Here is a 17,690-nt window from a genome sequence, read left to right on the forward strand (position 1 = left end):
GCCGGCCCGGGCGCGGCCCCGGCCGCCGTGCGAACGGGGCACGCGCGCGTGCGGTGCGAAAGGCGCGGGTCCGCCCGGTTCAGGCCGGGCGTACCACGCTGTGGATGATCGACTCGCCGCCGTAGTAGATCGACTCCTCCCGGACGTAGGCGCCGGGCTTCGGGGCGTGGATCATCATGCCGTCGCCGATGTAGATGCCGACGTGGGTGACGTCGTCGTAGAAGAAGACCAGGTCGCCGGGGCGGGCGTCGGCGAGGGAGACGGTGGTGCCGGCGTTCACCTGGTCGTACGTGGTGCGCGGCAGCGAGACGCCCGCGGCCTTCCAGGCGGCCTGGGACAGGCCGGAGCAGTCGTAGGAGCCGGGGCCGGTGGCGCCCCAGACGTACGGCTTGCCGATCTGCGCGCGGGCGAAGGCGATCGCCTTGGCGGCCTTCGTCCCGTAGGCGGAGCCGGAGGACGAGGAGGAGCCGCCCGAGGACGGCGCGGACGACGGCGGGGCGTCCTTCCGCTCGGCCGCCGCCTGCTGCTTCGCCAGCTCCGCCGCCTTGGCCGCCGCCGCTGCCCGCTGCTTCTTCTCGATCTCCGCCAGCCGCGCCTTCTCCTGGGCGTTCAGCTGTGACAGCAGCTCCCGCGCGGACGCCAGCTTCGCCTGGACGGTGCTCTTGGCGGTCTTCAGGTCGTCCTGGGTCTCGGTGAGGGTCTCCAGGCTCTTGGCGGCCTCCTGCCGCTTCGCCATGGTCGCGGACTGCTGGGTGGCGTAGTCGTCGACCGCGCCCTTCTGGCGCGAGGTCAGCCGGTTCATCAGCTGCGTCTGGTCGAAGTAGTCCTGCGGGGTGTCCGCGAGCAGGAAGGTCGACGTGTCGGGCGCGCTGGCCCCCGTCCGGTACTGGGCCGCGGCGAACGAACCCAGCTCCTCACGCGCCTTGTTCAGCCGGTCCGTGCGCTGGGCGACGTCGTCGAGCAGGGTGTCGACCTGCTTGCGCTGCTTGCCCGTCCTCTCCTTGGCCGCGTTGTACTTCTCGGTCGCCGACTCCGCCTGCCGGTAGAGGGCGTCGACCTTCTTCTCGACCTCCTCCAGGCTGGGCTTGCCGTCCTCGGAGGGCGCGGCGTTGGCCGTCTGGGAGAGCAGGGCCACGGAGGTGAGGGCGGCGGTGGCCAGGGCGGGGGTGCGTATGCCTGCTACGCGCGTTGCGGACGGACGCGACTTGCGGTGCGACGCCAACGGGGGCGACTCCTTCCGTGCTCCGCCTACCGGGTTAGCTGTCGGGTTCGGGCGGATGACTCGGAAGGGTTGCCCTACGGTCCGCTCCCCGGAGGGAAGTCGGGACCGATTCACCCCGGGTTCGGTGGGTCCCCGGCTCCGGATGCGCGGCGGCACCCTGGACTCGGCGGAGGCCGTGCGGCCCGGCGACGTTCGCCGGTGGGGGTCGTACGGCCTGCCCGCACGCTAGCCAACTCGTGTGCTCTGTGTGAAGGTTGATGTGCGATATGCCCGATACATTTTCGTGACCTTGGCCTCGGTGGCTCAAGAGATCGGTGCATTCGTCCGGATATGGCGCGACGTGTCCGCAGGAGTCGACCGGCCCGTCCCGCCGCCCGGCGGGCGCGCCTCCGCTCACGGTGCGTCATCGCTGATCGTGAGCGGCCGGTTCTGGTGGGTGACGGGGGCGAGTTTGCGGGGTGGGGACCGGTTGTCAGTGGGGCGCCCTAGACTCGGAGAGCGATGAGCAGCCTCTTTGACGACAGCTTCCTGGCGAGCCTCCAGCCCCCGCGCGGCCACGAGGAGGAACCCCCGCCGCCCGAGGACGAGCACGTACCGGAGCCGATTCCGGACGATCTGTTCGGCGGGCGGTTCGACGCGCCCCCGGACCGGGACGCCTACTACCGCGACGGCGCCGCCCGCCCCGCCCAGGACCCGGCCACCCTCCTGGAGGGGCTGAACGAGAACCAGCGGGCCGCCGTCGTGCACGCCGGCACCCCGCTGCTCATCGTGGCCGGTGCCGGTTCCGGCAAGACGCGCGTGCTCACCCACCGCATCGCGCACCTGCTGGGCGCCCGGCAGGTGCACCCCGGCCAGATCCTCGCGATCACCTTCACCAACAAGGCCGCGGGCGAGATGAAGGAGCGCGTCGAGCACCTCGTCGGCCCGCGCGCGAACGCGATGTGGGTCATGACCTTCCACAGCGCGTGCGTGCGGATCCTGCGCAGGGAGAGCAAGAAGCTCGGCTTCACCTCCTCCTTCTCGATCTACGACGCTGCCGACTCCAAGCGCCTGATGGCCCTGGTCTGCCGCGACCTGGACCTCGACCCCAAGCGCTTCCCGCCCAAGTCCTTCAGCGCCAAGATCAGCAACCTCAAGAACGAGCTGATCGACGAGGAGGACTTCGCCGCGCAGGCCACCGACGGCTTCGAGAAGACCCTCGCCCAGGCCTACGCGCTCTACCAGTCGCGGCTGCGCGAGGCGAACGCCCTCGACTTCGACGACCTGATCATGACGACGGTCAACCTGCTGCGGGCCTTCCCGGACGTCGCCGAGCACTACCGCCGCCGCTTCCGGCACGTCCTGGTCGACGAGTACCAGGACACCAACCACGCCCAGTACGCGCTCGTGCGCGAGCTGGTCGGCACCGGCGGCCACGCCGAGGACGTACCACCCGCCGAGCACGACCTGCCGCCCGCCGAGCTGTGCGTCGTCGGCGACGCCGACCAGTCGATCTACGCCTTCCGGGGCGCGACGATCCGCAACATCCTCCAGTTCGAGGAGGACTACCCGAACGCGACGACGATCCTCCTGGAGCAGAACTACCGCTCCACCCAGACGATCCTCTCCGCCGCCAACGCGGTCATCGAGCGCAACGAGTCCCGCCGCCCGAAGAATCTGTGGACCAACGCGGGCGCGGGCGCGCAGATCACCGGTTACGTCGCCGACACCGAGCACGACGAGGCCCAGTTCGTCGCCGAGGAGATAGACCGTCTGACCGACGCGGGCGAGGCGAAGGCCGGCGACGTCGCCGTCTTCTACCGCACCAACGCCCAGTCCCGTGTCTTCGAGGAGATCTTCATCCGGGTCGGCCTGCCCTACAAGGTCGTCGGCGGCGTCCGCTTCTACGAGCGCAAGGAGGTCCGGGACGTCCTGGCCTACCTGCGGGTGCTGGCCAACCCGGAGGACTCCGTCCCGCTGCGCCGGATCCTCAACGTGCCCAAGCGCGGTATCGGCGACCGCGCGGAGGCGATGATCGACGCCCTCGCCCAGCGCGAGAAGATCAGCTTCCCGCAGGCGCTCAAGCGCGTCGACGAGGCGTACGGCATGGCCGCGCGCTCCACCAACGCGGTCAAGCGGTTCAACACGCTGATGGAGGACCTCCGTACGGTCGTGGAGTCCGGCGCCGGACCGGCCACGGTCCTGGAGGCGATCCTGGAGCGCACCGGCTACCTCGCCGAGCTGCAGGCCTCCACCGACCCGCAGGACGAGACCCGGATCGAGAACCTCCAGGAACTCGCCTCCGTGGCACTGGAGTTCGAGCAGGAGTCCGGGGCGGACGAGGCCTCCGTCGGACTGTCGGACTTCCTGGAGCGGGTGGCGTTGGTCGCCGACTCCGACCAGATCCCCGACGAGGACGAGGACGGCTCGGGCGTCATCACGCTGATGACCCTGCACACCGCCAAGGGCCTCGAATTCCCGGTGGTCTTCCTGACCGGCATGGAGGACGGCGTCTTCCCGCACATGCGCGCCCTCGGCCAGACCAAGGAGCTGGAGGAGGAGCGGCGCCTCGCGTACGTCGGCATCACGCGCGCGCGGGAGCGGCTGTACCTCACGCGGTCGACGATGCGCAGCGCCTGGGGGCAGCCGTCGTACAACCCGCCCTCGCGCTTCCTGGAGGAGATCCCGGCCGGGTATCTGGAGTGGAAGCGGACCGGTGCGACGGCGCCGGTCTCCTCCGGGCCCGTGTCCGGCGTGGCGTCCTCGCTCTCCTCGACCCGTTCGCGCTCCTCGGCGTCCGGCGGCTCCGGTTTCGCCACCCGGCGGAGCGCGGAGAAGCCGGTGGTCTCGCTGGCCGTCGGCGACCGCGTCACCCACGACCAGTTCGGTCTCGGCACGGTCGTCGGGGTGAAGGGCACGGGCGGCAACGAGGAGGCGACGATCGACTTCGGCGACACCAAGCCGAAGCGGCTGCTGCTGCGGTACGCGCCGGTCGAGAAGCTGTAACCGCGCGAGCCGCGCGGACGCCGGGCCCCGCCGCCGACGAGCGGGGCTCGTCGGCCGGGGACCGGGAGGGTCAGGTCGGGTCGAGTCCGTGGCTGCGCAGCCACGGCAGCGGGTCTATGGCGGCGCCGCCCGCCGGCCTGACCTCGAAGTGCAGGTGCGGGCCGGTCGAGTTCCCGGAGTTCCCGGAGTACGCGACCGGGTCGCCGGCCTTCACGACGGTGCCGGAGGCGACGCGGTACGAGGAGAGGTGGCAGTACCAGGTCTCCGTGCCGTCCTTCGCCGTCACGATCATCATGTTGCCGTAGGCGCTGTTCCACTTGGTGGAGACGACGCCGTCGGTCGCGGCCATGACGGTGGTGCCGTAGGAGACGGGGAAGTCGATGCCCGTGTGGACGGACATCCAGTTCACGCCGGCCTGGCCGAAGTAGGCGCTGAGTCCTCGCTGGGTGACCGGGAGGACGTACTTGGGGCGCAGCCGCTCCTTGCGGGCCGCTTCCGCCGCCGCCTTCTTCTTCTCGGCCTCCTGCTGGGTCTTGAGGTCGATGCGCTCCTGGGTCCGGCTGGCCCGGTCGGCGAAGTCGTCGGCACCGGCCGAGAGCGTCCTCAGCTGGGCGTCCAGCTTGCTGTTGGCGGCGGACGGCTTCACCGAGTGCGCGTCCGATGCGGCGGCGGCGGTGTCCTGGCCGTCGCCGGTCAGGTTGCCCACGGACGCGGCCGCGATCCCGGCGACCCCCATCACGCAGGCCGACGGGACGGCGATGGTCAGCAGCGCGGAGCGCTTGGGGGGCGTACGGCGGCGGGAACGAGACCCGGCGCGGGCGCCGGAGCGTGTCGCGGCCGGAGTCATCTCCTCCTGGTCCTCCAGGAGGGGCGTCACCACGGGCAGTTCGCCGGTCGCGGCCGGCTCCCCGGCCTCCGCGGGGTCCTCCGCAGCCGCCGTGAACTCCTCGAACTCGTCGTAGCCGACGTGCTCGAACATCTGGGTCGCCGACGTGTCGAAGTCGGCCGGGTGCGGCTCGTGCCGGGGGTCCGGCTCGGGCTGCTGCGCCGGGGTGCCGTCGGAGTTCCACTGCGTGGCGTCGTAGGCGCCGGTGTCGAAGACCTGGGTGCCCCACTCCCACTGCTGGGTCGCGCCGGCCATGGTCGACTGGTCGGGCTGGTGCCAGGCGCTCGCGTCCCAGTGGCCGCTGCCGTCGCCCGTCGTCGCCTGGGCCGGGTGTGCCGCCTGCGGCGGGACGGTCCAGGTGGTGCTGTCGTAGGCGCCGGAGTCGTAGGCGGCCTGGTGCTGGGCCGCGTACGGGTCGTAGTTCAGGGTGTGGTCGCCGGCCGTCTGCCACTGCGTGGTGTCGTACGCGCCGGTGGCTTGGGCCTCGCCCGGGAGATGCCCGAAGAGCGGGTCGCTGTGGAACGCGGTGCCGGTGGCGGTGTGGTCGCCGTACGTGGTGAAGTCGCCGTACTGGGCTTCCTGGGTGCCGTACGGCGCGTAGTGCGCCTGGCCGGCGTCGGAAGCCGGGGCCGGGGTGGTCATGGTCCCCGACGGGTGACGGTCGTTCACCAACTTCTCTTTCGCCTCGACAACAGGGGCTGCCAGAGCAGTGCGGCGACTGTACCCGGCGGTATACGGGCGCGACAATCTTCCGCAGGTTTCGTGGTTTCGGGAAACGGGCATTCGGCCGTGTTTCGGGGGACGACGGGCGCGGGTTTGGCCTTGTGTTCGAGGAGTGTTCGACGTTTGGCGGGTCCATATCGGGGTTGCCCGGCCGTCATTGCCCGCCCGAACCGACCCGAATGCCCGGCCTCGTCTGGTTCGCCCTCCAGTTGCCGTCAGGCCACCGTCAGACCGCCCGCGACCCGCTCCTGTGGATGCGCCTCGTCCAGCGCCTGCCGTATGCCGGTCGCGACCGCCGGATGGACCGGCAGTGCGAGGTGGCCGACGCCGGTCACCCGCACGTTCGTCGCCATGAGGTCCGGGTGGTCGATCCGGGCCGTCTCAACCGGTTCCATCACCGAGTCGAGGTCGCTCCAGAAGCCGACGAACCGGGTGCGGCAGCCGGGCGCGGGCAGCGCCAGCTCCTCGATGACCTCCGAGCCCGGACGCATCTGCCGCACGATCGGGTGCGCGTCCGCGAGCGGCACGACCCGGGTCCCGGAGTGCGGGGTGCCGAGGGTCACCAGGGTGCGGACGCGGTAGTCGCCGCCGAGCCGCTGCACGTAGTAGCGGGCGATCAGGCCGCCCAGGCTGTGCCCGACGATGTCGACCCGGCGGCTGCCGGTGCGCTGGCAGATCTCCTCGATGTGCCGGCCCAGCAGGCCCGCGGCGGTACGGATGTCGCAGGTCAGCGGCGAGTAGTTCAGCGATTCCACGCGCTGGCCGCCGTGCTGGGCGAGCGCGCGGCGCAGCAGGACGAACACCGAGCGGTTGTCGATGAAACCGTGCAGCAGCACGACCGGCGGGGCCGCGCGGACCGGCAGCACGGCCGTGCCGTCACGCGGTACCGGCAGGGCGGGGGAGCGGCGCTCCGGGGTGAGGCCGGTCGGATACAGGAGCAGGTGCCCGGCCAGGATGGCGGCTTCCAGCGCGGTCGACTTCAGCAGGGCCAGCGACAGACCGGCGAGCCGGTCCGGCAGCAGGCGGCGGCAGAGCGGGAGCAAGGGCTCGATCACCCCGGTGACCTTCATCGGCCGACCTCCTGTCGGCGCACGGGGGACGGCTCTGTCCCCTGTGTGCCCTTATGGGAGGCCGAGCGGAGGCGGCGAGGGTACGACGACGGGCCGCATCGCGTGCCCCAGTCGCCCCCGCGGACCACGCTGCGGCTCCCCGACGTGTCCCACACTGTGTGATTTCCCCCTCGGTAACCTCCGCGAAACTGCCGGTTGCGGGATGCTGGAGATAACGTTCGTTCACTGGAGACGGGTGGCGGAACGCGTCAAATGTGCGGTACTTCTCGGTACGCACGCATGCTGGCGTGTTCGTTTCGTGGTCATGGAGGCAGTGATGGGTGTGGCAGCCGGTCCGATCCGCGTGGTGGTGGCCAAACCGGGGCTCGACGGCCACGACCGCGGGGCCAAGGTCATCGCGCGGGCGCTGCGCGACGCGGGCATGGAGGTCATCTACACCGGGCTCCACCAGACGCCGGAGCAGATCGTCGACACGGCCATCCAGGAGGACGCCGACGCGATCGGCCTGTCCATCCTCTCCGGCGCCCACAACACCCTGTTCGCCGCGGTGCTCGACCTCCTCAGGGAGCGCGAGGCCGAGGACATCCTCGTCTTCGGCGGCGGCATCATCCCCGAGGACGACATCGCCCCCCTCAAGGACAAGGGCGTCGCCGCGATCTTCACGCCCGGCGCGACCACGACGTCGATCGTCGAGTGGGTACGGGAGAACGTCCGGCAGCCCTCGCAGGCATGAGCCGCGTCCGCGCCACGGCTCCCTCCGGCACATCCGCCGGGGAGCCGCGGCCGGAGACTCAGCCGGCGAGCGGGCCCAGCTCCGCCAGCATCACCGCCCGCAGCCGCAGCGTCGTCGCGAGCCGCTGGAACGCCTCCGCCCAGTACCCGCCGGCACCCGGAGACGCGTCCTCGCCCTCGTCCGGCACCGCCAGCAGCGCGTCCAGCCGGCCCGCCTCCGCGGGATCCAGGCAGCGCTCGGCCAGGCCCATGACCCCGCTGAAGCTCCAGGGGTAACTCCCGGCGTCCCGCGCGATGTTCAGCGCGTCCACCACGGACCGGCCGAGCGGCGCCGACCACGGGACGACGCACACCCCGAGCAGCTGGAAGGCCTCCGACAGACCGTGCGCCGCGATGAAACCGGCCACCCACCCGGCCCGCTCGGCACCCCCCAGCGTCCCCAGCAGCTTGGCCCGCTCGGCCAGCGACACCGCGCCGGGACCCCCCGCCTCCGGCGCCGCCGGCACCCCGAGCAGCGCCCTGGCCCACTCGGCGTCCCCCTGCCGTACGGCGGCCCGGCACCAGGCCGCGTGCAGCTCGCCCTGCCAGCCGTCCGCGACCGGCAGCGCCACGATCTCCCCGGGAGTACGGCCGCCGAGCCGCACCGGCCAGGTCGCGAGCGGCGCCGCCTCCACCAACTGGCCCAGCCACCACGACCGTTCCCCGCGTCCGGTCGGCGGTCTCGCCACCACTCCGTCCCGCTCCATGCCCGGGTCGCACTCCGGCGGCGCCTCCACCGCGATCACCGGGCCGTCCCCCGTCCGGTCGACCGCCACGCACGCCGCGGCCCGCACCGCCATCCGCCCCGCCAGCGCCGAGTCCGGGAGCGTGGACAGCAGTTCCGCGGCCGTCGTCCGCACGTTGCGGCTCCGGTCCGACAGCGCCAGCTCCAGGAACGGCTCGTCCCCGGCGGCCAGTCCGGCGCGCAGCGAGTCCAGGAACATCAGCCGGTCCTCCGCCCGCTCCGTGGCCCAGGTCCCGGCCAGCAGCTCGCGCGCCGCCTCCGGCGCACGGGCCCGCAGCGCCGCCAGCAGCGCCACCCGCTCGGCGAACAGCCCCTCCTGCCACAGCTGCCGTATCCCGTCGGTGTCCTCGGCCCCGGGCAGGCTCGCGCCGCCGCCCGGGGCCGCGCGCAGGGCGAACCGCCAGTCCTGGTTGAACCGGGCCAGCCACAGCGCGCGCGGCCCCGCGAAGGCCAGCGCGGCGGGCCGCAGGTCGGTACGGCCGCGGGCCGCGTCCAGCAGCGCGGGCAGCGTCTGCGGGGGCGCGGCGAACCCGCGCGCATTGGCCGCCGCGAGCCACTGGGGCAGCAGCTCCATGAGGTCGGGCGAGGTGCCCCGGCGACCGCCGCTGCCGGTGCCGGGCCGGTCGGACAGCAGCATCGCCAGCCTGCGCGCCGCCGCGGCCGGCAGCGCGGGCCGCGGGTCCCCGGGAGCCGGTTCCGGCCGGGCCGCGGCCCGCGCGGGCCGCAGCCCGGCCCGGCGGCGCACGGTCGCCACGGCGGCCTCGTCCAGCACGGCCACCGGAGCCGCCCGACCGGAGCCGCCGGCCGCGGGCGGACGCCGGTCGGTGCCCAGCAGGGCCGTGGTGACGAGATCTTCCCAAGCGGTCACCGGGATCTCCTCTGCGGATTCGGGTCGGGTCGGAACGTGCGGGCCGGCCGGGTCAGCACAGCGGCACCGCGTCGCCCGGGTGCTCGGGCCAGGCCGTCAGCGGGGTGAAGCCGCGGTGGCCGCACTCGCCGAAGACGGTGACCGGCGCCCCGCCGGAGAGCGCGACCAGCCGCCACAGACCGGGCCGGGAGCGGGCGTGCGGCGACAGCGGGAGCGCCCACTCCCCTTCCGCGTCGGCCAGCTGCCAGGAGTCGCCGTCCGGCACCGGCACCACCCGGCCCAGGGTCACCGGCACCGCGTCCAGCCACGGGTCCGCGCGCAGCGCCTCCCCGTACCGGGCCGCCGCCCGGGCCGTCGTCATGCCGGGCGGCCGGACCGGCAGGGGCGCGGGCGCGGCGAACCGCTCGCCCAGGGCCGCCCGGTGCTCACCCGCGCCGGGGTAGGCGGACAGCTCCGCGTCCAGGGCGAGACCGACCGGCAGGGCCAGCTCCGGGGCACGGCCGGCCGCGCCGTAGGAGAGCAGCAGCGCCGTGCGGCCCGAACCGGCGCCGTGCAGCCAGATCCGGCGGGTCGTCAGCTTCGCGTCCGCCGTGTCGTACTGGGCGAGGACCAGCCAGCGGTCGCGCACCGCCGGGCCGTCCGCCGAAGCGGGCAGGCCGGTACGGGAGCGGACCGTGGCGGCGAGGTCCTCCGGCAGCCGGTCGCGGCGCAGCCAGCCCTGGTCCAGGAGGTGCAGCAGGGCGCACTCCTCCAGCAGCCGCACCGGCCAGCCGGGCCCGGAACCCGGTATCGCGCCCAGCTCCCGCACCCGCGCCGCAAGTCCGGGCGCCTGCGCGTCGACCATGCGGGCCGCGGTCTCCTCCCACAGCCCGTACCCCGCCTGCTCCGCCGCGGCCAGGCCGCCGCGCAGCAGGTCGGCCAGGCGCTGCTCCAGCTCCGTGGCGCCCGCCGTGATCCGCTCGGCACGCCGCTCCGCGCGCCGCCGGGCCGCCTCGGGATCAGCGGCGGCCGGGGAACTCCCGCCGTCCGCCGGCCGTTTGCCCTCCGCGCGCTTGCGCCGGCCCGCGATCCACTGCCCGGCCCAGTCCGGCGGCTCCGCCACCGTCGGCACCGTGTCGTCCTCGCCCGCCCACAGCAGGAGCAGCCCGAGGGCGTGCTTGCAGGGGAACTTCCGGCTGGGACAACTGCACTTGTACGCGAGCCCGGCCGGGTCCGCGAGGTCCACGATCGTCTGGTACGGCTTGCTGCCGCTGCCCTTGCACAGTCCCCATACAGTCCCCTCCTCGCAACTCCCCGCCCCGGACCACGGCCCCGCCGCTCCGAGCTTGCTTCCCGCCTTGCGTGACGCGGCGTCAGGAGCCAGTTCCAGCACCTGGTCCGCACTCCAGCGCACCCCCTGCTGAGTCATGCCACCGACGGTAGATCCCGCCACTGACAATCGGCCCGGCGAGCACAACCGCGCAGGTCAGAGCGATTGTCAGTGGTGTGGTGCACGGTGGACACCAGATCCGAACCGGCCGAGCTGGAGGGGGCCTCAGCCATGACTGTGTCCGTGGAACCGACCGACCCGACGACCGACGGGAGCGTGCTGCGACCGCACGCCGAGCACGCCTTCGCCGACGAACTCGCCGCGCTGGCCGCGCAGGACGACCGGCCCCGCCCGGCCCGCTGGCGGATGTCGCCCTGGGCGGTGGCCACCTACCTGCTGGGCGGCGTGCTGCCGGACGGCACGGTGATCACGCCCAAGTACGTCGGCCCGCGCCGCATCGTCGAGGTCGCCGTCACCACGCTCGCCACGGACCGCGCCCTGCTCCTGCTCGGCGTGCCCGGCACCGCCAAGACCTGGGTCTCCGAGCACCTGGCCGCCGCCGTCAGCGGTGACTCCACCCTGCTGGTGCAGGGCACCGCCGGCACCCCGGAGGAGGCCATCCGCTACGGGTGGAACTACGCCCAGCTGCTGGCCGCCGGGCCGAGCCGGCACGCCCTGGTGCCGAGCCCGGTCATGCGTGCCATGGCGGAGGGCATGACGGCCAGGGTCGAGGAGCTGACCCGGATCCCGGCCGACGTGCAGGACACCCTGATCACGATCCTGTCCGAGAAGACCCTGCCGATCCCGGAGCTGGGGCAGGAGGTGCAGGCGGTCCGCGGCTTCAACCTGATCGCCACCGCCAACGACCGCGACCGCGGAGTCAACGACCTCTCCAGCGCCCTGCGCCGGCGCTTCAACACCGTCGTCCTGCCGCTGCCGGAGAGCCCGGACGCCGAGGTCGACATCGTCGCGCGCCGGGTCGACCAGATCGGCCGCTCCCTGGACCTGCCGGCCGTGCCCGACGGCATCGAGGAGATCCGCCGGGTCGTCACCGTCTTCCGGGAGCTGCGCGACGGCGTCACCGCCGACGGCCGGACCAAGCTCAAGTCGCCGAGCGGCACGCTCTCCACCGCCGAGGCGATCTCCGTCGTCACCAACGGGCTCGCCCTGGCAGCCCACTTCGGCGACGGCGTGCTGCGCGCCGGCGACGTCGCGGCCGGCCTCCTCGGCGCGGTCGTCCGCGACCCGGCCGCCGACCGGGTCATCTGGCAGGAGTACCTGGAGACGGTCGTCCGCGAGCGGGACGGCTGGAAGGACTTCTACCGCGCCTGCCGGGAGGTGAGCGCGTGAGCGAGGCCGCGCGGCGGCGCGGCGGGCCGCTGCTCCTCGGGGTGCGCCACCACGGACCCGGCTCCGCGCGCGCGGTACGGGCCGTGCTGCGGGACCGCCGGCCGAAGGCCGTGCTCATCGAGGGGCCGCCCGAGGCCGACGCGCTGATCCCGCTGGCCGCCGACCCGCGGATGCGGCCCCCGGTCGCCCTGCTGGCGCACGCCGTGGACGAGCCCGGCCGCTCGGCCTTCTGGCCGCTGGCCGACTTCAGCCCCGAGTGGGTGGCGCTCCGCTGGGCGCTGGAGCACGGGGTCCCGGCCCGGTTCATCGACCTGCCGGCCGCGCACACGCTGGCGTGGGAGACGGAGCAGGAGACACCGTCCGCACCCGTCGACGCCGACGCACCCCGCGCCGAGGGCGGTGCGCCGGACGCCGCCCGGCGGCTGCGCGTCGACCCTCTCGCCGCCCTCGCCGAAGCCGCCGGCTACGACGACCCCGAGCGCTGGTGGGAGGACGTCGTCGAGCACCGGAGCGGGACGCGGGAGCAGGACGCGCTCGCGCCGTTCACCGCGGTCGCGGAGGCGATGGCGGTGCTCCGGGAGACCTACGGCACCACGGGGCGCGACCGGGACCCGGTGCGCGAGGCCCACATGCGGCTCCGGCTGCGGGCGGCCCGGCGGGAGTTCGGCGAGGACGTGGCGGTGGTGTGCGGGGCCTGGCACGTGCCGGCCCTGAGCGCGCGGAGCACCGTCGCGGCCGACCGGGACCTGCTGAAGGGACTGCCCAAGGTCAGGACGGACATGACCTGGGTGCCGTGGACCAACCGGCGGCTGGCACGGTCGAGCGGATACGGCGCGGGCATCGACTCGCCCGGCTGGTACGGACACCTGTTCCGGGCCCCGGACCGGCCGGTGGAGCGGTGGCTCACCAAGGTCGCCGGGCTGCTGCGCGAGGAGGACCGGATCGTCTCCTCGGCCCACGTCATCGAGGCGGTACGGCTGGCCGAGACCCTCGCGGTGATGCGCGGCCGCCCGGTCCCCGGCCTCGGCGAGACCACCGACGCGGTGCGGGCGGTGCTCTGCGAGGGCTCGGACGTTCCACTGGCGCTCGTGCACGACCGGCTGGTGGTCGGGGACGTGCTGGGGGAGGTGCCCGAGACGGCGCCCGCGGTGCCGTTGCAGCGCGACCTGACCCGGGAACAGCGCCGGCTCCGGCTCAAGCCGGAGGCGCTGGAGCGGGAGCTGGAGCTCGACCTGCGCAAGGAGACCGACGCCGGGCGCAGCCTGCTGCTGCACCGGCTGCGGCTGCTCGGCATCGGGTGGGGCGAGCAGGCGCAGTCGCGGGGGAGCACGGGCACGTTCCGGGAGACCTGGCGGCTGCGCTGGGAGCCGGAGCTGTCGGTGCGGATCGCCGAGGCCGGGGTGTGGGGGACGACCGTCGAGGGCGCGGCGACGGCCAGGGCCGAGGCCGACGCGGGGCAGGCGACCGCGCTCGCCGACGTCACGGCGCTCGCCGAACTCTGCCTGCTCGCCGGCCTGCCGGAGGCGCTGCCCGTCGTGATGCGGGCCCTCGCCGACCGGGCCGCGCTGGACACGGACGTCGGCCGGCTCGCCCAGGCACTCCCGGCCCTGGTCCGTTCCCTGCGCTACGGCGACGTGCGCGGGACGGACACCCGGGCGCTCGCCGAGGTGGCCGCGGGCCTCGCCGAGCGGATCTTCGTCGGGCTCCCGCCGGCCTGCGCCGCCCTCGACGCGGACGCGGCGGAGGAGATGCGGGGCCACGTGGACGCGGTGCACACGGCGGTGGGGCTGCTCGCGGAGCCCGGGGCCGGGGACGTTCCGGGCGGCCGCGGGCTGCGGGACCGCTGGCGGGCGGTGCTGCGCACGCTGTCCGGGCGGGACACCGTGCCCGGGGTGCTGCGCGGACGGGCCGTGCGCATCCTGCTGGACGAGGGGGAGCTGGAGCCGGCGGAGGCCGCCCGGCTGATGGGGCTGGTGCTCTCGCCGGGGACACCGCCCGCGGCGGCGGCCGCCTGGGTCGAGGGGTTCGTCGGGGGTGGCGGCGGCGGAATGCTGCTCGTGCACGACGAGCGGCTGCTCGGCCTCGTCGACACCTGGCTCACCGGAGTGCCGCCGGACGCGTTCACGGACGTACTGCCTTTGCTGCGGCGGACGTTCTCCGCGTACGACGCGGGGGTGCGCAGGACGATCGGCGAGCTGGTGCGCCGCGGTCCGGGGCGGCGGGCCGAGGCGCCCGGTGCGGCCGGCCGGACGCCGGGCTTCGCCGCCGAGGCCGACGAGGAGCGCGCCGCCGCCGTCCTGCCGGTGCTGCGGCTGCTGCTCGGCCTCGACGACAGGACGGGCGACAGGACACCGGACGACGACCTGACGGGGGTGGGGAGATGACAGCGGACCCGACGGGCGGCGGCACCGGCCTCGACGACGAGGCGCGGGAACGGCTGCGGCGCTGGCGGCTGGTGCTCGGCGGCGAGGCCGCCGAGGGGACGGGCTGCGCGCTGTCCGGGCGGGACGCGGCGATGGACGGGACGCTGGCCGCGCTCTACGGCAAGCGGGACGGACCGGTGTCGGGGCGGGAGCGTGCGGCGGGGCTGGGCGCGTCGGCGCCGTCGGTGGCGCGCTGGCTCGGCGACATCCGGACGTACTTCCCGTCCTCCGTCGTCCAGGTCATGCAGCGGGACGCCATCGACCGGCTGGGGCTGGCCGCGCTGCTGCTGGAGCCGGAGATGCTGGAGGCGGTGGAGGCCGACGTGCATCTGGTCGGCACGCTGCTCTCGCTGAACAAGGCGATGCCGGAGACGACGAAGGAGACGGCACGGGCGGTCGTCCGCAAGGTCGTCGAGGACCTGGAGAAGCGGCTCGCCACCCGCACCCGGGCCACCCTCACCGGCGCCCTGGACCGCAGCGCCCGGATCAGCCGGCCGCGCCACCACGACATCGACTGGAACCGCACGATCGCGGCCAACCTCAAGCACTACCTGCCCGAGTACCGGACGATCGTGCCGGAGCGGCTCGTCGGGTACGGGCGGGCCTCCCAGTCGGTGAAGAAGGAAGTGGTGCTCTGCATCGACCAGTCCGGGTCGATGGCGGCCTCGGTGGTGTACGCGTCGGTGTTCGGGGCGGTGCTGGCGTCCATGCGGTCCATCGACACCCGGCTCGTCGTCTTCGACACGGCGGTCGTCGACCTCACCGACCAGCTCGACGATCCGGTGGACGTCCTGTTCGGCACCCAGCTGGGCGGCGGTACGGACATCAACCGGGCGCTGGCGTACTGCCAGTCGCAGATCACCCGGCCCGCCGAGACCGTCGTCGTGCTCATCAGCGACCTTTACGAGGGCGGGATACGCGACGAGATGCTGAAGCGGGTCGCGGCGATGAAGGCCTCGGGAGTGCAGTTCGTGGCGCTGCTCGCGCTGTCGGACGAGGGGGCGCCGGCCTACGACCGGGAGCACGCGGCCGCGCTCGCCGCGCTGGGGGCACCGGCGTTCGCCTGTACGCCCGACCTCTTCCCGGAGGTGATGGCGGCGGCGATCGAGAAGCGGCCCGTTCCCGTTCCGGACACAGTGTGAAGGAGACCGCATCGAGTCAAAGAGGACTTGTGAACCGGACATGATGACCCGTCGGTAAGGGGGGCTTGCGCGACGGCGGGCCGGGCGTGCGAGGATCGACGCCCGCGCGGCGGTCCATGTTCCCCGGCCGCGCGCCGCGTTCCCGCTTCGCACCCGCGTTCCGCCGCACCGGAGGGTCCTCCCCGCCTTGACCCCGTCAGCCGTTCTGCCCGCTCCCGCCGCGCGTCCGTCGCGCACGGCGGCGGGCCGGCGCGCGCTGCGACTGGCCGTGCTGACCGGTGGACTGTTCGCGCTCGCCCTCCTGTGCGGGGGCCGGGCGCACGCGGCGGACGGGGCACCCGCGGTGCCGTCGACGTCGGCGCCGGCGTCCCTGGTGAGCCCGCTGGATGTGGAGAGGGTCCTCCCGTCCGCCGGTACGGCCACGGACGACCGGGCGAGGGACGAACGGCCGACGCCCGCCCAAGCGAAGCCCGCCCAAGCGAAGCCCGCCCAAGCGGCGCCCGCCCGAGCGAAGCCCGCCGGAGCGGCACCTCCGGAGGCACCGCGCACCACCACACCGCTCACCACCACACCACTCACCGCCACGACGCCTGGCACCGACGCTCCTCGCGCGACCACGACCGTGAACGCGAACGCGACCGCATCCACGGCCGCGACCGCGACCTCGTCTCCGTCCCCGTCCGACACGTCGGCGACCCGCCGGGCGACGTCCCCGCAGGGTCTGCCTCGCACGGCTCCCCGGACCTCCACGGCGGCGTCGGCGGCCCCGAAGCCGCCCGCTCTGCCGGTGCTGTCGGTCGTGCCGGTAGTCGGCGAAACGGTTCGCTCGGTGACCGGGGCCGTGACCACGACGGTGACCGGCACGGTGACCGGGACCCTGGACACGGTCGTGACGCGGGGCCTCGGTGAGGTGGTGCGGCAGATATCGCAGCTCCCGGGGGAAGCGACCACGCTGCCCGGACAGCTGCCCACGCTTCCGGTGCCGCCGGGCACCCCCAGCACCCTGCCGATGCCGGTACCGCCCGTCGGTTCCGCCCCGGCGCCGGTCACCTCGGCGCCCGGCACCGCCCCGGCACGCCCCGCCGCACCGGAGGAGGGCCGGCAGCAGAGCCCCCGTGCGAGGACGGCGGCGACGCCCGCCGTGCCGTACGGGCCGCGGGGCACCGTGCTCGCCGCCGCACCCGTCTCCGCGACCGCGGCGCACCCGCACACCGGCCACCGCGCCGCCCACGCCGTCGACGGACCGAACCGCCCCGCGCCCGCGGGAGACCCGGACGGCGCGCTGGGCAAGTCGGTGGTCGACGGCGGTTCCGCCCGGCACGCCGACGCGTACGCCGTGACCTTCGCCGACCGGGCGCCGCTGCGGCTCGTGCCCGGTACCGCCGCGCACACCGACGCGGCCGGGACCCCGGACCGGTACCGGGACATCCCCGTCTTCCCCGGCTAGGACGGCCGCCCCACGCCCCGCCGCGGCCGCGCCGCGCGGAGGCCGAACAGGTCTGCCCGTCCGGAACACCCGATCCTCCGGACGGCGATGTCCCCAGCCGCGCTTCCGGCCCACCGGAGGCACTCCCGGCTCCGCGCATGCGTGACCCACGCAGCGGAGCGCCGAAGGACTGACGTACGCCATGAACGAGAACATCAGCGCCCTCCCCGTCACCGCCGTGGCCGGTGCCCGCGCCGCGCAGGCCATCCAGGGCGCCCGGGCGGCACGGGCCGCGCGGGCCACCGCCAAGGCCCAGGCCACCGCCAAGGCGCACGCCCAGGCCCTGCAGAGACGGGCGGCCACCATGATCGGCTCCGACCCGGTCGCCGACGTGGCCGCGCCCCTCTTCGCCGGCCCCGCACCCATGCCCTCGCGGCACCGGGCCGCCCCGCAGGCCGGGGCCTGCCCCGCCTGACTCCGCGGGGTGACCGGGGGCGGGCGGCCGAACACCGTCGGTGCGCCCGCGCCGGAGCCCCGCGGTACGGACCGGCCGCTCCCCATGGGGTGGGGAACGGCGGTCCGCCCCGGAGGCGCGCAGCCTCCGGGCGGAGGCCTCACCGGGCCGACCCCAGTCCGGTGAGGCCTCGCACCCGCCTTGCACCCGCCTGCACCCGCCTCGCACATGCCTCGCGCATCGTCCCCGAGGCGGCACGCCGTGCCACCGAAACGCCGGATACCCGGCATCATGTGACAGGTATCACCGCTCAGGT

The 17,690-nt window shown here is 74.4% G+C and carries 12 protein-coding genes and 1 riboswitch; of the genes, 7 read left to right on the forward strand and 5 right to left on the reverse strand.

Going from position 1 to position 17,690, the window contains the following annotated elements; all coding sequences use genetic code 11:
* Positions 1–79: 79 nt before the first annotated feature.
* Complete coding sequence (locus ACIQOE_RS15475) at positions 80–1,222, reverse strand: NlpC/P60 family protein (protein WP_401411891.1); 1,143 nt, start codon at positions 1,220–1,222, stop codon at positions 80–82.
* Between the two features lie 8 nt (positions 1,223–1,230).
* A riboswitch (cyclic di-AMP (ydaO/yuaA leader) is annotated at positions 1,231–1,401 on the reverse strand.
* Between the two features lie 322 nt (positions 1,402–1,723).
* Here ACIQOE_RS15475 and pcrA point away from each other — a divergent pair.
* The gene (gene pcrA, locus ACIQOE_RS15480; protein WP_401411893.1) at positions 1,724–4,207 is read left to right on the forward strand and encodes a DNA helicase PcrA; all 2,484 of its coding nucleotides are present in this window, start codon (positions 1,724–1,726) and stop codon (positions 4,205–4,207) included.
* A gap of 70 nt (positions 4,208–4,277) precedes the next feature.
* On the opposite strand, the gene ACIQOE_RS15485 is transcribed toward pcrA, so the two are convergent.
* The gene (locus ACIQOE_RS15485; protein WP_401411895.1) at positions 4,278–5,762 is read right to left on the reverse strand and encodes a M23 family metallopeptidase; all 1,485 of its coding nucleotides are present in this window, start codon (positions 5,760–5,762) and stop codon (positions 4,278–4,280) included.
* Between the two features lie 269 nt (positions 5,763–6,031).
* The gene (locus tag ACIQOE_RS15490) at positions 6,032–6,886 is read right to left on the reverse strand and encodes an alpha/beta fold hydrolase (RefSeq protein ID WP_351318310.1); all 855 of its coding nucleotides are present in this window, start codon (positions 6,884–6,886) and stop codon (positions 6,032–6,034) included.
* Positions 6,887–7,202: 316 nt separating this feature from the next.
* Between ACIQOE_RS15490 and ACIQOE_RS15495 the strand changes: the two genes are divergently transcribed.
* On the forward strand, positions 7,203–7,619 hold the full coding sequence (locus ACIQOE_RS15495) for a cobalamin B12-binding domain-containing protein (protein WP_351318312.1): 417 nt from the start codon (positions 7,203–7,205) through the stop codon (positions 7,617–7,619).
* Between the two features lie 58 nt (positions 7,620–7,677).
* Here the strand turns inward: ACIQOE_RS15495 and ACIQOE_RS15500 are convergent, their stop codons facing one another.
* Entirely contained in the window at positions 7,678–9,270 is a 1,593-nt protein-coding gene (locus tag ACIQOE_RS15500) for a DUF5691 domain-containing protein (RefSeq protein ID WP_401411898.1), read from the reverse strand.
* Positions 9,271–9,322: 52 nt separating this feature from the next.
* Entirely contained in the window at positions 9,323–10,678 is a 1,356-nt protein-coding gene (locus ACIQOE_RS15505; RefSeq protein WP_401411900.1) for an SWIM zinc finger family protein, read from the reverse strand.
* A 132-nt stretch (positions 10,679–10,810) separates the two neighbouring features.
* On the opposite strand from ACIQOE_RS15505, the gene ACIQOE_RS15510 reads away from it, so the two are divergent.
* The 5 genes from ACIQOE_RS15510 to ACIQOE_RS15530 all read left to right on the forward strand — a co-directional run bounded on the left by ACIQOE_RS15510 (position 10,811) and on the right by ACIQOE_RS15530 (position 17,395).
* Positions 10,811–11,929, forward strand: a complete 1,119-nt coding sequence (locus tag ACIQOE_RS15510; RefSeq protein ID WP_351318318.1) for an AAA family ATPase — start codon at positions 10,811–10,813, stop codon at positions 11,927–11,929.
* Positions 11,926–14,313 carry a DUF5682 family protein gene (locus ACIQOE_RS15515; RefSeq protein ID WP_401411902.1) on the forward strand — a complete coding sequence of 796 codons (2,388 nt, stop codon included), beginning with the start codon at positions 11,926–11,928 and terminating at the stop codon, positions 14,311–14,313. Before ACIQOE_RS15510 ends, ACIQOE_RS15515 begins: the two co-directional genes overlap by 4 nt.
* On the forward strand, positions 14,310–15,494 hold the full coding sequence (locus ACIQOE_RS15520) for a VWA domain-containing protein (RefSeq protein ID WP_365554757.1): 1,185 nt from the start codon (positions 14,310–14,312) through the stop codon (positions 15,492–15,494). Before ACIQOE_RS15515 ends, ACIQOE_RS15520 begins: the two co-directional genes overlap by 4 nt.
* An 829-nt stretch (positions 15,495–16,323) precedes the next feature.
* A complete protein-coding gene (locus ACIQOE_RS15525; RefSeq protein ID WP_401411905.1) occupies positions 16,324–16,941 on the forward strand; it encodes a hypothetical protein in 618 nt (205 codons plus the stop codon).
* Positions 16,942–17,122: 181 nt separating this feature from the next.
* Positions 17,123–17,395, forward strand: a complete 273-nt coding sequence (locus tag ACIQOE_RS15530; RefSeq protein WP_401411907.1) for a hypothetical protein — start codon at positions 17,123–17,125, stop codon at positions 17,393–17,395.
* Positions 17,396–17,690 lie beyond the last annotated feature (295 nt).

Source organism: Streptomyces sp. NPDC091282 (genome assembly GCF_044757385.1).
Classification (GTDB): domain Bacteria; phylum Actinomycetota; class Actinomycetes; order Streptomycetales; family Streptomycetaceae; genus Streptomyces; species Streptomyces gramineus.

Coding starts and splice junctions, on each gene's coding strand:
- ACIQOE_RS15495 (WP_351318312.1), top strand. CDS start 7,203: ATGGGTGTGGCAGCCGGTCCGATCCGCGTGGTGGTGGCCAAACCGGGG.
- ACIQOE_RS15530 (WP_401411907.1), top strand. CDS start 17,123: ATGAACGAGAACATCAGCGCCCTCCCCGTCACCGCCGTGGCCGGTGCC.
- pcrA (WP_401411893.1), top strand. CDS start 1,724: ATGAGCAGCCTCTTTGACGACAGCTTCCTGGCGAGCCTCCAGCCCCCG.
- ACIQOE_RS15510 (WP_351318318.1), top strand. CDS start 10,811: ATGACTGTGTCCGTGGAACCGACCGACCCGACGACCGACGGGAGCGTG.
- ACIQOE_RS15490 (WP_351318310.1), bottom strand. CDS start 6,886: ATGAAGGTCACCGGGGTGATCGAGCCCTTGCTCCCGCTCTGCCGCCGC.
- ACIQOE_RS15505 (WP_401411900.1), bottom strand. CDS start 10,678: ATGACTCAGCAGGGGGTGCGCTGGAGTGCGGACCAGGTGCTGGAACTG.
- ACIQOE_RS15520 (WP_365554757.1), top strand. CDS start 14,310: ATGACAGCGGACCCGACGGGCGGCGGCACCGGCCTCGACGACGAGGCG.